This window comes from Reyranella sp. (assembly GCF_030651995.1).
Taxonomy (GTDB): domain Bacteria; phylum Pseudomonadota; class Alphaproteobacteria; order Reyranellales; family Reyranellaceae; genus Reyranella.
The window spans coordinates 1-15293 of the sequence record NZ_JAUSBN010000032.1; the positions used below are offsets into that span (position 1 = coordinate 1).

Sequence of the window (15293 nt, forward strand, 5' to 3'; positions counted from 1 at the left end):
CCGGCACAACCGGCCGGCATCCTGCTCGGCCTGCTGCTGCCGGCCGTGCAGAAACTCGGAGAGGCACCGCAGCCGACGACGGTCGAACACGCCTTTCCGCGCTCGGTCCTGGCCAGTAAGCGAGAGCTGCAGATCGACATCGTCATTCCGGACGGCGGCGGCAGCCCGAAGGTCGACTGGGGCGACGGCAGCCCGCTCACCGACGTCGGCCGCGACGGCGTACCGGCCCCCTCGGGATTGGTCCACAGCTCGAGCTCGGACTTTAAAGATAGGCCGAGCTTGCGCGTGTCGGCCCTGTCGTCGTCGCAAGCCGGGTCCGGCGGCCCCGGCACGCCGACGGCCAACGAAGCGGCCATCAGCACGTCCCGCGACAACATCAAGAAGCCCCCCCCCCCGGCGATGCTTCCGGATGTCGGCGTGACGGCGACGGGGCCGAATGGCACGCAGCAGTTGCGCAGCGACGGCGGGGGCTGGACGCGACTGGGCAAGCTGGCGGTCGGCAACACGGTGATCGAATTCAGCGGCACTGACCTCGCGTCGGCGCTGACGAAGACGGGGACGCCGACGACGCCGATCCCACAGAAAACCCTGATCGAGCTGCTGGTTGTCATCGCGATCATCGCGGTCAACACCGACGGCACGCCGGTGGTCTTCACCCGATCGATGCCGGCCAGTGACGTGAAGACGGTCACGGCCGATCTGCGGATCGGCCGCAACGGCAATGCCATGACGGTCGACTGGGGCAACGGTCTGCAATTGCCGCAGGTTCTACCGAGGACGGGAACGGCGACGCTGACCGTGCCCGGCCCCAACGGCCCGATCCCGCTCGATCCGGCTTTCGTGAAGTCGCTGCAGGATCGCGCCGGCGGCAGCGCGCCCGGTCTGGTCGACGCCAACGCTGCGATAGGCCCAGCAGCCACGACGCGCTGACGGCGGCGCCATGTCGGCCGCGCGTGTCATGCGTCGTCGCCTCGCGGTCCTCGCGAGCGTGGCGGCGCTGCTCGCCGCGACGGTGTCCGCCTGCAGTACCGGCGGAGCGGCGCGCGACGAGACCGCCGCGGGGATCGCACGCGCGGCGGGCCTTGTAGCGGCAACGTCCGGCGGCGCGGGCTTCGATCTGCAGACCTGGCGGCGCGACGACGGACGGCCCGGCCCGCTGTTCGTCTATGTCGAGGGCGATGGGCTGGCCTATCTCGACGCGCGCACGCCGTCCTCCGATCCGACGCCGGCCGATCCGGTCGCGCTGCGCCTCGCCGCCGCCGATCCCGGACCCGCCGTCCTCTACATCGCGCGGCCCTGCCAGTTCGCGGCCGGCCGCGCCGATCCGCGCTGCGGCGTGCGCGCCTGGACGACCGGCCGCTTCGCCGACGATGTCGTGGCCTCGGTCGACGACGTCGTTACGCGCGAGCGCCTGCGCCATCCCGAGCGCGCGCTGGTGCTGGTGGGCTATTCCGGCGGCGGCGTGATCGCGGCGCTCGTCGCGGCACGACGCAGCGACGTCGCGCTGCTGGTGACCGTGGCCGCGCCGCTCGACGTGGCCGACTGGACGCGCCGGCTGGGCGTGTCGCCGCTCGACGGCGCGCCGCTGCCGCTCGACCGCATCGACCGCCTGTCGCGAGTGCGGACGGTCGCGTTCGCCGGACGGCAGGACAAGGTCGTGCCCGTCGCCTCGGTCGCCTCCGCCGTCGACAGGCTCGGTGCATCGGCGACGCTGATCGTCGAGCCGGACTTCGACCATCGCTGCTGCTGGGCCCGCGACTGGCCGCGCCTGCGCGAGATCGCCTTGTCGTCGCCGCCTGCAAGCAGGGCAGCCGCTCCCGGAGAAACCGGACCTCGGTGAAGGCGACCCCGGAGAAGGTCCTTCGTTCTCCGCGTGCGACTCGAAATGAATGCCGCCAAACCAACAGGCTACGAACATGCCCGATAACCTCACCCTGAGGAGCATCGCGTAGCGATGCGTCTCGAAGGGTGGGCACGAGCACTTCGTCTGTTGCCCATCCTTCGAGACGGCCACTTCGTGGCCTCCTCAGGATGAGGCAAGTGCTTGAACCGACTCAATTCATTTCCGGCCAGACTCTCAGGATGAGGTTAGTGCTTGAACCGATTCAGCTCATACACGGTCTGCCTCTCAGGCCCCTACTCTTCCGGCTCGGTGCTGAATTCCAGCGGATGGCCGGCGCCGCGGGCCATGTCGTTGGCCTCGCTCGCCTTGGATTCGGCGATGTCGCGGGTGTAGGTCGCCACGACGCAGGCGCCGCGCTGATGGGCGGTCATCATCACGGCGTAGGACTGTTCCTCGGTCATCCGGAAGACGGCCTTCAGGACGACGACCACGAACTCGCGCGGCGTGTAGTCGTCGTTCAGCAGGATCACCTTGTAGAGCGGAGGCTGCCTGGTCTTGGTCCGCTCCACCGCCTGTGGCTTGGTGTCGATATCGCTCATCGATCTCCCTTCAGTCTCCTTGAAGAGCACCAACGAGCGACAGTCTCACCCCACCGGCATCGTCTCGGCAAGGGGCGGCAGCTTCACGACCTTGTCGTACCAGGCTTCGAGCGCCGGATGGCCCGGACGCCACGGCTCGTTGGCGTAGCGGAAGTCGAGGTAGCCCAGTGCGCAGCCGATCGTGATCTCGCCGACCGTGGTCAGCATGCCGAGCGAGGGCGCCTCCTTCTCCAGCAGGTCGAGCGAGCGCACGACCTTGCCCTGCTGCAGGGCGATATAACTTTGGCGACCCTCGTCCTGCGGCAGCGCGATCTCGCGGCGGCGCGGCTGGGTGGCGTCGAGAATGCCGTCGCCCAGCGCCTGCTGGGTGAGCGCCTTCCAGCGCGCCGGACCGGGCGCGGGAAACAGCTTGGGCGCGCTGCCGAGACTGTCGAGATACTCGCAGATCACCGGGCTGTCGTAGAGCGACATGCCGTCGTCGGTGATCAGGCTCGGGACCTTGGAGAGCGGATTGACCGGCAGCAGCGCCGGATCGGTCGTGCCGATCTTCCAGCGCTCGATCTTGTCGTTGAGCCCGCGCGCGATGGCGCAAGCCATCACCTTGCGGACATACGGGCTTGCAGCGGAATAGGCGATCTTCATGGCGTTTCCTCAGGGGTCGTCGAAGCGGCCGCGCACGTTATCCCGCCTTCCGGCAGATACGCCATCGGTTTCCCGACCGAAGCCGCTCAGTCGTCGCCTTGATAGTCCGCGAGAACAGTCACGTAGCCGGCCGCCACGTCGGCGGCGAGCGCCGCCGACGTGCGCAGTTTCGGATCGCCATGGCCGCCGCCGCCCGGCGTACCCAGCGAGACCGTGTCGCCCTTGTTCAGCACATACTGTCGCTTGGGGTCGGTCTTCTCGCCGTTGATGCGCAGCTCGCCCGGTGCACCATCCCTGCCGCCCTCGATGCCGAAGGCGGGAAAGATCGTGCGCTCGGCCAGGAATGACACGGCGATCGGCGTCTCGCTGCGGCTCTCGATCAGGATCTCCTGGCCCAGCCCGCCGCGATGACGGCCGGCGCCGCCCGAGTCGGGGCGCAGCTTCTTGTGATGGAAGCGCAGCGGTGCGATGTGCTCGCTGATTTCGATCGAGGTCGAGCTGACATTGGACGGCCACGAGAGACACGTGACGCCGTCGCGCTGCGTGTTGCCGCCCATGCCGCCATTGTAGAAGAACATGTTGGCGTAGGGCTTGCCGCCTTCCCGCACGCCCGACTGGTTCATGCCCCACATCGGCGAGCCGCAGGCCGCCATCACGCGTTCCGGCACGATCTGGCCCAGGCAGCCGAACACCAGCATCGGGATGTAGTGGCCGATCAACATGCGCGAGCCGCCCGGCGCGGGGAATTGCGGATTGACGATGCAGCCCGGCGGCGCGGTGAGCGTGATCGGCCGCCATGCGCCTTCATTGTTGGGCAGGTTGGAGTTGGTACAGACCTTCACCCCATACATGCACATCGCGTTCGTGTAGCACATGGCGCAATTGATCGCCCGATCGACCTGGGCGTCGGTGCCGGCGAAGTCGATCAGGATCTCGTCGCCCTTGATGGTGAGCGCCATCCTGATCGTGATGGGCTTGTCCATGATGCCGTCGGTCTTGAGCTCGCTGCGATAGGTGCCGTCCGGCAGTTCGCGGATCGCCGCCCGCATCGCCGCCTCGCAGCGGCCCTGGATCTCGCGCGCCAGATCGGTGAGATCGGGCAGGCCGTAATTCTCCATCAGGACCAGCAGCCGGTCTTCCATGAGATCGAGCGCCACGATCTGCGCATAGAGATCGCCCATGGTCTGGTCGGGCGTGCGCACGTTCTTGCGGATCAGCGCCACCAGCGTCTCGTCGGTCTTCCCCGCCGCCATCATCTTCATCGGCGGGATCTGCAATCCCTCCTCGAACACCTCGCGCGGCTCGGGGCTCCTGATCTTGCCGCCGATGTCGGGCACGTGCGCGGTCGTGGCGCTGAAGGCGATCAGCTTGCCGTTGCGGAAGATCGGCTTGGCCAGGGTCACGTCCGGCAGATGGCCGGTACCCAGCCAGATGTCGTTGGTGATCAGCACGTCGCCCGGCGAGAGCTGGTCCTCCGGGAAGAAGCGCAGGAAGTGCTTCACCGTCTCGGGCAAGGTGCCGATGAAACTCGGAATGCTCTCGCTCGCCTGGACCAGCGACTGTCCCGCCGCGTCTGTGACGACACAGGAGAAGTCGTAGCTCTCGCGCACCAGGGTCGAGAAGGACGTGCGCACCATGGCCGCCGCCGCCTCGTCGACCAGCGAGATCAGCCGGCGCCACAGCAATTCCAGTTCGATGGCATCGAAGGTGCGCGACATCAGTTCGCCTCCGCCAGGATGGAGCCGTCGGCCAGCAGCCGGGCCGTGGAGTTCGGCCCAACGATGAAGGTACTCTCGTTCTCCTCGAATACGGCGGGCCCGTCGATGCTCACGCCCGGTTCGAGCGCGTAGCGGTCCCAGACACGCGTCGAGATCATCTTCCCTTCGTCGGGGAAGAACACGGGCCGCGTGCCCTTGAGCGCGGTCGCCGAAGCGTGGCGCGGCAGTTCGAGCTTGCCGCCGGTGCCCGGCATCGGTGCGCTGACCGAGAGCCGCAGGGCCACGAACTGGATCGCCGCGCCGGGTGGCGTGCGCGCGAACAGCGCCTTGTAGGCCGCTTCGAACGCGCTCTTCACCTCGGCCTCGCTGAGAGCCTGTGGCAGGACGACGGTGATCTCGCTGCCCTGGCCGATGTAACGCATGTCGGCGAGGCGACGGACGGTGCGGCCCTCGATATCGGCACCGGTCAGGCGCAGCACGTCGAGCGACTCCTTCTCGAGACCCGCGAAGACGCGCCCGGCCGCGGCGAGATCGGCCCCCGCCAAGGGCGTCGTGAAACTCGTCACCCGATCGACGCGCGCCGGGGCCATCAGCATGCCGATCGTGCTGCCCGCCCCCGCGCCCGGCGGACAGACGACGCGACTGACGCCCAGCTTGCGCGCCACGTGCCAGGCATGGACGGGCCCCGCCCCGCCCGTTGCGAGCAGCGCATATTCCGACGGCACGCGGCCCCGCTCGGCGATGGCGACCCGCGCCGCGCCGGCCATGTTCTCGTTCACCACGTCATGCACACCGAAGGCGGCGCGGCCCGGCTCGACGCCCAGCGCGCCGGCAAGCTTGTCGAAGGCGGCGCTGGTCGCCACCGAATCGATCTTCATCGCACCGCCCAGGAAGAAGTCCGCGTTGAGATAACCCAGGGTCAGGTCGGCGTCCGTCACCGTGGCCTCGGTGCCGCCGCGGCCATAGCAGGCCGGTCCCGGCTGGGCACCGCTGCTCTCCGGGCCGACGTTGAGTGTACCGAGATCGCTCTTGTGCGCGATGGAACCGCCGCCGGCGCCGATCTCGATCAGTTCGACGGTGGCGATCTGGATCGGCAGGCCCGAACCGCGCAGGAAGCGCTTCTCGCGCGCCGCCTCGAAGCCCCAGGCGACCAGCGGCTCGCCGTCATCGACCAGCGCCAGCTTGGCGGTCGTGCCGCCCATGTCGAAGGCCAGCACGCGCTCCAGCCCCGCGTTGCGACCGAACCAGGCGCCGGCCAGTGCGCCCGCGGCCGGCCCGCTTTCCAGCAACTGGACCGGCGCCCGCTTGGCTTCGCTCACATGGGTGAGGCCGCCATTGGAAAGCATGAGGAACAGACCGCCCGGGATCCCCTCGGTACGTAGCGCCTGCTCCAGCCGCTCGAGATAGATCTCGGCCAGCGGCCGGACATAGGCATTGGCCACCGTGGTGCTGGCCCGCAGATATTCCCGGATCTCCGGCGCGATGTCGGACGACAGCGAAATCGACAGGTTCTGGAACCGCTCGGCTACCGCCGCGCCGATCTGCCGCTCGTGCGCGGCATTGGCATAGGAATGCAGGAAGCAGATCGCGAGGCTCTCGACTCCCTGCGCCACGAGGTCGGCCACCTCGGCGAGCGCCGCATCGACATCCAGCGCGATCTCGACGCTGCCGTCCGGTCCCAGCCGTTCCTTCGCCTCGCGGCGCCAGGCACGTTGCACCAGCGGCTTGGGCATCTCGATGAAGAGATCGTAGAGCTCGTACTTGCGCTCGCGGGCGATCTCCAGCACGTCGCCGAAGCCGGCCGTGGTGAGCAGGCCGGTCTTCGCGCCCTTGCGCTCGATCAGCGCGTTGGTGAACAGCGTCGTGGCATGGACGACGCGGCCGATCTCCTGGGGCTTCGCGCCTGCTTTCTCCAGCACGCGCCGCGTGCCTTCGAGTGCGCCGCGGGCCGGATCGTCCGGTGTCGTGCTTTCCTTCCAGATGACGGCCCGCCCGGTGCGCGGATCATGGATGACGAGGTCGGTGAAAGTTCCCCCGATGTCGATCCCGAGGGAAAGCGGCGCACTCATTACACGTCCTTTGCTACTGGGCTTTCACGTTGCCCTGCTTGGCGACCCTCGCCCAGCGCTCGCGGTCCTTCGCGATGTAGGCGGCGAAGGCCTCGGGCCCCTGGCCGATCGGCTCGAGCCCCTGCTTGGCCAGCGTTTCGGCATTCTTCGGATCCGCGATCGCCTCGATGAACAGCTTGGCGAGCGCCGCCTTGATATCAGCCGGCAGGGCAGCGGGTCCCACCAGACCGAACCAGTTGTTGATGTCGAGGGCCGGGATGTCCTTGGTGAGCAGCGGCAATTCCGGCGCCAGCGCCGAGGGCTTAGCCGAGGCAAGCGCCAATACGCGCACCTTGCCGCCCCGCGCCTGGCCGATCAGCTCCGACACGTTGCCGAAGAACATATCGACATTCCCTGCCGCCACGTCGGCGATGGCGGGCGCGCCGCCGCGATAGGGCACGTGGATCAGCTTCAGGCCGCCCGCTTCGGCCGCCAGGAACTCGGCGCCGAGCTGGTTGGTGGAGCCAAGACCGGTCGAGGCATAGCTCACCTTGCCGGGATTGGCCTTCGCGTAGGCGACGAATTCCGGGATGGTCTTGAAGGGCGCATCCACGCGCACGATCAGGGCCATCGGCACGCCGACGAGATTGCAGATCGGCGTCAGCTCCTTGTCGAGGTCGAGCGGGATCTGCGATCCCGGCACCACGGGGCCGACCGCGAGCTGGCCCATGATGCCGATGCCGACCGTGTACCCATCGGCCGGCGCCTGGGCCACGGCCTTGAGCGCAATGAAGCCGCCGGCGCCGGTCTTGTTGTCGACGATCACCGTATAGCCGTGCTGCCGCTGGATGGTCTCCGCCGCAATGCGGGCCGCCATGTCCGCGGTGCCGCCGGGCGCGTAGCCCACCAGAATCTTGATCGGCTGCTTCGGCACCCATTGCTGGGCGCGCGCCGACACGGCGGCAAGGATGAGCGGAGCAGCAAGCAGGCTTCGACGGAACATCACGACCCCCAATCCCCAAAGAAGCAAGGTCACGCAAGCGCCGTGCCTGGTCAAGGCACCGGGCTTGAGATGACGCCGTCTTCGGTTAGTCTCCGCCCCGCATGCCTATCGCCCAACCCGCCGCCGATGTCTGGACGCTCGTTGCCGACATCGCAGAGCGAACACCCGACGCCCCGGCCCTCCTGCACGGCGACCGGACGATGTCCTTCCTCGAACTGACGGAGAGCGCACGACGCGCGGCGCAGGGCCTTGCGGACCTGGGCATCGGTCCGGGCGACCGCGTGGCACTGTGGCTGCCCAACGTGCCGGCCTATCCGATCCTCTATCTCGCCTGCATACGCCTCGGCGCCATCGCGGTCGCAGTGAATACGCGCTATCGCGCCGTCGAGGTCGCCGACATCGTGGGCCGGTCGGGCGCCAAGGTGCTGGCTTGCGCACCCGGATTCCGACGCATCGATTTCCTGTCGATCCTGGCCGACATCGAGCCCGAGGCCCTCGACAGGCTGACGGCCATCGTCACCGTGGGCGACGAGCCGGCATCGGTGCCGTCCGCCATCGAACGGCTGCGCCGTGTGCCCTTCGAGCGCCTGCTCTCGCGGCCACGGCTCGGCCTGAACAACGCGAAGGCGAGCGCCCCCTGCAACATCTTCACGACCTCAGGGACAACAAGCGCGCCCAAGTTCGTGCTGCACCGCCAGGGCGCGATCGCAGGCCACGCCCAGCAGGTCGCGCGCGCCTTCGGCTTCACGGCGCCCGGCACGCTGTCGCTCTCGATCCTGCCTCTGTGCGGCGTCTACGGCTTCGACCAGACGATGGCGACGCTCGCGGCCGGCAGGCCCTGCGTGCTGGTCGAGTCCTACGAGATCGACGAGATCGCGCGACTGATCGCACATCATCGCCCGACCACCCTGTTCGGCAGCGACGACATGTTCGCCCGCCTGCTCGACGCGGTGCCGGGCGACCTCCCCTTCCCCTCCGTGAAATGGGCCGGCTACGCCGCCTTCAATGCCTCGCTCGACAACATTGCGGAAAGCGCGGAGCAGCGCGGCCTCCGGCTCTGCGGACTCTATGGAATGAGCGAGGTGCAGGCGCTCTATGCGATGCAGCCCATCGAGTCCGAGGTGGCGCGCCGCAAGAAGGGGGGTGGCATTCCGACCTCGCCCCTGGCGCACGTTCGCATCCGAGACCCGGAGACCGGCGAACTGCTGGGCGTCGGCCAGCCCGGCGCGCTCGAGTGCGCCGGCCCGTCTTTGATGGCCGGCTATTACGGAAACGATGCAGCGACCGCGGAGACCGTGACCGCCGACGGCTATGTCCGCACCGGAGATCTCGCGGAACTCGACGGGCATGGCGGCTTCACCTTCCTCAGCCGCATGGGGGACGTGCTGCGGCTCTCGGGCTTTCTCGTGAACCCGCTGGAGATCGAGACCCACCTGCAGAAGCTGCCCGGAATCGCCGGTTGCCAGGCCATCGCCGTGCCGCGCCCCGACGGCGTCCGCGCCGTCGCGTTCGTGATCCTCGCCCCCGGCGCGACGCTCGACGAGGCCGCGGCCATCGCCCACTGCCGGCACGGCCTCGCCAACTACAAGGTGCCGCTGCGCGTCTTCGCGATCGACGACTTCCCCAGGACGCCCTCGCCCAACGGCTTCAAGATCCAGCGCGGCCGCCTGCGCGACATGGCGATGGAACGGCTCTAGCAAGGGAGACAAACAATGGCCAAGCGCAGAAGCATCAATTATCCGGGCTACAGCCACCAGAACCCGATTCCCAATGCCAGCCGCATCGGAAACATCGTGATGTCGAGCATCATGAACGGCACCGAGCCCGGCACGCGCAACGTCCCGCCCGACCTGGCCGCGCAGGTCACGAACATCTTCAGGCACATCAGGCTCTGCATCGAAGCGGCCGGCGGCACACCCGACGACATCATCAAGATCAATTTCTGGATGAAACAGCCGTCGACCGGCCGCGCGGCGCTGAACGAGGAATGGGTGAAGATGTTTCCCGACGAGGCGTCGCGCCCGGCCCGGCACACGCTTCAGCTCTCCGGCGACAGCCCGCACCACGTAACGTGTGACTTCACCGCCGTCATCGGCGGGTAGCTAGCGCCCCGGCAGCCTGAGATTGGCAACCGCGGATCCAACGAAGATCTGCGGCTGCGAGGGCGTGCGGACGCCCATGCTCTTCTCGAGGTTCTGCACGCAGGTCCGCGTGGCCTGGGCAAGCTGGCCCCAGGTCGAGGCGGCGTCGAACTGCTGCAGCAGGCACTGGTCGTAATAGGTGAACCGGTCGCCCGCGCCGCAGCCGAAGCTGACGCGGTCGGCCGCCGCGGCCGTCAGCACCACCCGGTTGGGCTGGCGCATCGCCGACGTCAGGAAGACGCCGCTGTGGCAGGCCGACACGACCACGACGGTCGGCAGTGCGCCGCAGCCGGCGTCCAATGCATTGTTGAGCGCGCTCGGCCGGACGACGCCGCTGGCCTGTCGCAGCACGACGCCGGCCTCGGTGCCATGGCTGGTGATGAAGGCGAGGCAGGCCCCCGCTCCACCCGCATTGCGCAACGCGCTGGAGACGTTGGAGGCGCTGGCAACCTCGGCCGAGGGGTTGCGTACGGGATCGGAGGTGAGCAGGCGAATGTCGCGCACGCCGCGGGCCGACAGCTTGTCGCGCAACGCATCGATGCCGTTGTCGAAGGACGGGCTGTTGTTGTCGCCCGCAATCAGCACGGCATGCCAGCGCGACGCCGGCACGTCGCCGGGCGCTGCCGCCAGCGCCATGCCGCGGCCCGACGGCGGCGCTGCGCCGGAGTCCGGCGTGCAGCCGATCAGCGACGCCAGCAACGCAACCAGGGCTGCGACGCGAATCAACATGCTTTGCTGCTCCAGTTATTCTTATGCGGACTGCGGCGTGGCGCCGACCATGCGCAAGGCCATGTCGGTGTAGAGCTTCGCCATCTGCTCCTCGGTGAGATCGCCTCCCGGACCGTACCACATCGAGACGTGGGTGCATTGGTCGAGCAGCGCCATGGCGATCGCCTTGAGATCGTGCTTTCCCTCGACGCGCGGCGGATCGAACACGCCTTTCGCGACACCGTGCCCGAGGATCGTCACGACGATGTCGCGGATGGCGCGCCGGCTGCGCCGGATGTCGGCCACGCGCGCCGTATCCAGCCAGCCGATCTCGCGGTTGGCGACAAGCGCCTCGATGCGCAGGCGGCAATGGCGCATGACATAGACCCGCACGAAGGCCGCGAGTTCGGCGCGCGGATCGCCACCTGCGCCGGCCACCGCCTGCTGGCAGAGCCGCTCCAGTTCGCCCTGGGTCGAGGCGATGATGTCGTGCAGCAGCTCGTCCTTCGACTTGAAGTGATTGTAGAGGGCGCCTTGCGTCAGTCCGCAGGCCTTCATGATGTCTCGGACCGTGACGACCGGGTAACCGCGCTCGGCGAACTGGGCGAAGGCCGCGGCGCGGATCGCCTCGACCGGCGGCCGCGCTTCGCGCTCCGCCACTGCCGCGGTCGCCACGTCATCGGCGACGACGGTCTTGCGCTTGCTCATCGCGAGGCTCCGGACATGTTGGCGACGATATCCCAGGCGAGATCGGCGGCGGGCTTCACCAGCTTGCCAGAGTCGGCGGCACGCACATTGGCAGCCGTGCCGTCGAGCGAGCGGGCATAGACGCCCTGGCGGATGCAGGACACCCGGAACAGATTGTAGGCCATGTAGAACTCCCAGAGCGCGGGCTCGGGCACGGGGCGTTTCGACAGGCTGCTGTAGTAGTCCACCATCTCGGCTTCCGTCGGGAGGCCGAGATCCTCGAGATCGTGTCCCAGCAGGCCGCCCCAGTCCTTGGGCGTGCGCCACAGCATGCAGAGATAGGAAAGCTCGGCCAGCGGATCGCCGAGCGTCGAAATCTCCCAGTCGATGATGCCCAGCACGCGCGGCTCGGTGGCGTGGAAGATCATGTTGTCGAGGCGGTAATCGCCGTGGACCAGCACCGTCTCGTCGTTCTTGGGCAGGTTGGCCGGCAGCCAGTCGAACAGCCGGTCCATCGACTCGATCTTCTCGGTCTCCGACGCCTTGTACTGCTTGCCCCAGCGCGAGATCTGGCGGGCGACGTAGCTGCCGGGGCGGCCGAAGTCGGCAAGGCCGAGGGCGGCATAGTCGACGCGATGGAGACGAGCGAGCGCCTCGAACTTGGCCCGGTAGACGTCCCGCCTGCCGTCCCTTGGCACCTCCGGCAGCAGCGGATCCCACAGAACGCGGCCATCGCAGTATTCCATTATGTAGAAAGGCGTGCCCACCACGCTCTCGTCCTCACTGAGCACGTAGGCCCGGGGAGTTGGCACGTCGGTGCGATTGAGCGCCGAGATCACCCGGAATTCCCGGTCGACTGCATGGGCCGACGGCAGCAGCTTGCCGGGCGGCTTGCGGCGCAGGACATAGCGACGGCCGGCGCCGTCGGTCAGCCGATAGGTCGGGTTGGACTGCCCCCCCTTGAACTGCTCGACACGCACCGGAGGCGTGAACCCGTCCACTTGGGCGGACATGAAATGGCCGAGCGACTGCTCGTCGAACCGATGCTTTTCCTGCACCGCCATCGTGCCGATATAGTCGTCCCCTCGCCGTGACACCCGCAAACCTCCTGAACGACCGTTCACATTGGCCGGGAGTTTGCTCGCCCCCCGGGGCGCATGCAATATCGACCAACGGGGACATCGACGCTTGGAAACGCTGATTGCGGCCTATCCGCCCGCTGCCTGAGCGGCGCTGCTGGCGACGGGCATTCTGATTGGCCTGCTGGCCGGCCTCCTGGGGGTCGGCGCGATGGTCGGGCTGGCCGCTGTTCCGTTCGCACCCACGAGAGTGCTGACCACCCTCTTTGCGGTGGTCGCGGCTGCTCTCGCTCTGAAGATGATGGCGGGCGACCGCCTCATTATTGGGCACAGGGAGCCGCGAGGCCTGCTCTCACAGGTGCCGCCGGCCCTGGTCGGTGGACTGGCCGCGGCCGTGGGAGTCGGAGGTGGAACATTGAGCACACCGATCCTGACGCTGTTCTCATTTTCCATCAGGCGAGCGATCGGGGCCGGCGCACTGTTCAATCTCATCATTGCCGTGCCAGCGACCCTCGTTTTCCTGCAGATGGATCGCGGCGTTCCGGGCCGTCCCGCCGATGCGCTAGGCGATGTCGCGATATTTTGCGTCGCGACCCTGTCATTGCCTGCGCTCTTTGTCGCGCCGATCGCCGCCCGGTGGTCCGCGCAGGCGCCCGCCTCCCTGCTGAGGCGTCTGTTCGCCGTTTGCCTGGCCATAATCGCAGGCCGCCTGCTGCTGCGATGATGCACTTAGCACTTGTATTGAACTTGGCACTTGGGCAAAGCGGCCGAATTGTGTTTAGCTGTAGGCGGTCCGGGGGTTCGGACCCAACAGCATAGTGAAGACGCCGCGTTTCTGGGGAGGCATCGTTGAATCGATTCCTAAGCAAGGACTTCTTGTCCGGGCTGATGTTCATTGGCTTCGGGCTGATCGCCCTTTATTTTGGCCAGAAGCTGGCGCTCGGTACGCCGGTGCGCATGGGGCCGGGCTATGTCCCACGGATGCTGTCTCTTACGTTGCTGGGGCTGGGAGCTCTGGTTTGCATCGTCGCTGTCGTGAGCGGAAGCGACCCAGTCGAACGGCTGAAATGGAAGCCAATCACGCTGGTGACCATCGGCATCATCTGCTTCGGGCTACTCTTCGAGCGGGCAGGTCTGATCCCGGCTCTGATCGTACTGGTCACGATCGCGTCGCTGGCCGGCGAGGAATTCAAACTCACGGAAGTGATCGGCCTCATCGTGACCCTTGCTGTCCTCTGCACCCTCGTCTTCAAGGTCGGGCTGGGCATGAATATCTACATCCTGCGCGGAGTCTGGTGAGATGGATCTGCTCGACAATCTCACGCTGGGCTTCAGTGTCGCCCTTTCCTTCCAGAACCTGACCTACGCCTTGCTGGGCTGCATTCTCGGCACCCTGATCGGCGTCCTTCCGGGCATCGGCCCCGTGGCGACCATCGCCATGCTGCTGCCGATCACCTTCCACCTGCCGCCGACGGCCTCGCTGATCATGCTGGCCGGCATCTATTACGGTGCAGCCTATGGCGGTTCGACGACATCGATTCTGGTGAACCTGCCCGGCGAAGCCTCTTCGGTGGTGACCTGTCTCGACGGCTATCAAATGGCGCGCAACGGGCGTGCCGGCGCAGCGCTGTCGATCTCGGCGGTCGGCTCGTTCTTCGCCGGCACCGTCGGCACGATCATCATCGTGATGTTCGCGGAACCTCTGACGCGCATGGCGCAGAAGTTCGGCCCGGCCGACTATTGCTCCCTTATGGCACTCGGCCTCGTCGCCGCCGTCATCCTGGCCAGCGGCTCGGTGGTGAAGGCAATCGCGATGGTGTTCCTCGGCCTGCTGTTCGGCCTGGTCGGCACCGACGTGAACACTGGCGCCCAGCGCTTCACGTTCGACCTCCCGGAACTCAGCGACGGTATCGACTTTGCGCCGATCGCCATGGGCCTGTTCGGCATCGCCGAGATCGTGGTGAACCTCGAAAGGCATCTCACGCGAACCGGCGGCACCATCAAGGTCACGTCGCTGTGGCCAACCATGGAAGAAGTGCGGCGGGCGGTTCCGGCGGCGCTGCGCGGCACCTTCCTCGGCGCCGCCCTCGGTGTCTTGCCGGGCGGCGGTCCTACCCTGGGCGCCTTCTCGGCCTACACGCTCGAGAAGAGGCTCTCCAAGAACCCCGGTCAATTCGGCAAGGGCGCGGTCGAAGGTGTCGCGGCCCCGGAGGCGGCCAACAACGCCGCCGCACAGACCTCGTTCATTCCGATGCTTACTCTCGGCATCCCGTCGAACGCCGTCATGGCGCTGATGGTGGGCGCCATGATCATCCAGGGCATCCAGCCCGGCCCCGAGGTCATGACCAAGAAGCCGGACCTCTTCTGGGGCATGATCGCCTCGATGTGGATCGGCAACGCCATGCTGGTCGTCATCAACCTGCCGATGATCGGTATCTGGGTGAAGCTGCTGACGGTGCCCTACCGCTTCCTGGCGCCGGCCATCCTGCTGTTCTGCTGCATCGGCGCGTACAGCCTCCAGAACAGTACGTTCCACGTCATGCAGGTCGCGGTCTTTGGCGTGCTCGGTTACGTCTTCGTCAAGTTGGGCTGCGAAGGGGCACCGTTCCTTCTGGGTCTCGTTCTGGGGCCGCAGATGGAGGAATACTTCCGGCGTGCCATGCTGCTCTCGCGCGGCGACCCCATGGTCTTCCTCGAGCGCCCGATCAGCCTGGGTCTGCTCATCACGACGGCACTGCTGCTGCTGCTGATGGCCTTGCCCAGCTTCAAGAAGGCGCGCAAGGAAGCGTTCGTGGAAGAGGAGGGCTGACGCCCTCCTCCAATTT

At 67.3% G+C, this 15293-nt stretch carries 15 protein-coding genes; 7 read left to right on the forward strand and 8 right to left on the reverse strand.

Annotated features, from left to right (window positions below; all coding sequences use genetic code 11):
• Window positions 1-930: type II secretion system protein (locus tag Q7V45_RS08680; protein ID WP_304850169.1), on the forward strand; the 930-nt coding region annotated here is incomplete at its 5' end.
• A gap of 10 nt (window positions 931-940) precedes the next feature.
• Window positions 941-1840, forward strand: a complete 900-nt coding sequence (locus tag Q7V45_RS08685; protein ID WP_304850172.1) for an alpha/beta hydrolase — start codon at window positions 941-943, stop codon at window positions 1838-1840.
• A gap of 296 nt (window positions 1841-2136) precedes the next feature.
• Here Q7V45_RS08685 and clpS read toward each other — a convergent pair whose 3' ends face one another.
• The 5 genes from clpS to Q7V45_RS08710 all read right to left on the reverse strand — a co-directional run bounded on the left by clpS (window position 2137) and on the right by Q7V45_RS08710 (window position 7853).
• Window positions 2137-2442, reverse strand: coding sequence for an ATP-dependent Clp protease adapter ClpS (gene clpS / locus Q7V45_RS08690; protein ID WP_304850175.1), 306 nt, complete (start codon window positions 2440-2442; stop codon window positions 2137-2139).
• A gap of 45 nt (window positions 2443-2487) precedes the next feature.
• Window positions 2488-3084, reverse strand: coding sequence for a glutathione S-transferase family protein (locus Q7V45_RS08695; protein ID WP_304850178.1), 597 nt, complete (start codon window positions 3082-3084; stop codon window positions 2488-2490).
• Window positions 3085-3170: 86 nt separating this feature from the next.
• Entirely contained in the window at window positions 3171-4802 is a 1632-nt protein-coding gene (locus tag Q7V45_RS08700; protein WP_304850180.1) for a hydantoinase B/oxoprolinase family protein, read from the reverse strand.
• Window positions 4802-6871 (reverse strand): hydantoinase/oxoprolinase family protein, encoded by a 2070-nt coding sequence (locus Q7V45_RS08705; RefSeq protein WP_304850183.1) that lies wholly within the window; start codon window positions 6869-6871, stop codon window positions 4802-4804. The genes Q7V45_RS08700 and Q7V45_RS08705 overlap by 1 nt, the downstream gene beginning before the upstream one ends.
• A 13-nt stretch (window positions 6872-6884) precedes the next feature.
• Window positions 6885-7853, reverse strand: a complete 969-nt coding sequence (locus Q7V45_RS08710; protein ID WP_304850186.1) for a tripartite tricarboxylate transporter substrate binding protein — start codon at window positions 7851-7853, stop codon at window positions 6885-6887.
• A gap of 101 nt (window positions 7854-7954) precedes the next feature.
• On the opposite strand from Q7V45_RS08710, the gene Q7V45_RS08715 reads away from it, so the two are divergent.
• Both Q7V45_RS08715 and Q7V45_RS08720 read left to right on the forward strand, forming a co-directional pair.
• Entirely contained in the window at window positions 7955-9550 is a 1596-nt protein-coding gene (locus tag Q7V45_RS08715) for an AMP-binding protein (protein WP_304850189.1), read from the forward strand.
• A gap of 15 nt (window positions 9551-9565) precedes the next feature.
• The gene (locus Q7V45_RS08720) at window positions 9566-9955 is read left to right on the forward strand and encodes a RidA family protein (RefSeq protein ID WP_304850192.1); all 390 of its coding nucleotides are present in this window, start codon (window positions 9566-9568) and stop codon (window positions 9953-9955) included.
• On the opposite strand, the gene Q7V45_RS08725 is transcribed toward Q7V45_RS08720, so the two are convergent.
• From Q7V45_RS08725 to Q7V45_RS08735, 3 genes are read right to left on the reverse strand one after another with little or no spacing between them, the layout of a single operon-like run.
• The gene (locus tag Q7V45_RS08725) at window positions 9956-10723 is read right to left on the reverse strand and encodes a C13 family peptidase (RefSeq protein WP_304850195.1); all 768 of its coding nucleotides are present in this window, start codon (window positions 10721-10723) and stop codon (window positions 9956-9958) included. It abuts the gene before it with no gap.
• Between the two features lie 21 nt (window positions 10724-10744).
• Window positions 10745-11410 (reverse strand): TetR/AcrR family transcriptional regulator, encoded by a 666-nt coding sequence (locus Q7V45_RS08730; RefSeq protein ID WP_304850198.1) that lies wholly within the window; start codon window positions 11408-11410, stop codon window positions 10745-10747.
• Complete coding sequence (locus tag Q7V45_RS08735) at window positions 11407-12486, reverse strand: phosphotransferase (protein WP_370692576.1); 1080 nt, start codon at window positions 12484-12486, stop codon at window positions 11407-11409. Before Q7V45_RS08735 ends, Q7V45_RS08730 begins: the two co-directional genes overlap by 4 nt.
• Window positions 12487-12664: 178 nt before the next feature.
• Here Q7V45_RS08735 and Q7V45_RS08740 point away from each other — a divergent pair, with 178 nt between their 5' ends.
• From Q7V45_RS08740 to Q7V45_RS08750, 3 genes are all read left to right on the forward strand, one after another.
• Entirely contained in the window at window positions 12665-13192 is a 528-nt protein-coding gene (locus Q7V45_RS08740) for a TSUP family transporter (RefSeq protein ID WP_370692579.1), read from the forward strand.
• A gap of 152 nt (window positions 13193-13344) precedes the next feature.
• A complete protein-coding gene (locus Q7V45_RS08745; protein WP_304850205.1) occupies window positions 13345-13767 on the forward strand; it encodes a tripartite tricarboxylate transporter TctB family protein in 423 nt (140 codons plus the stop codon).
• 1 nt (window position 13768) lies between these two features.
• Entirely contained in the window at window positions 13769-15277 is a 1509-nt protein-coding gene (locus Q7V45_RS08750; protein WP_304850209.1) for a tripartite tricarboxylate transporter permease, read from the forward strand.
• Window positions 15278-15293 lie beyond the last annotated feature (16 nt).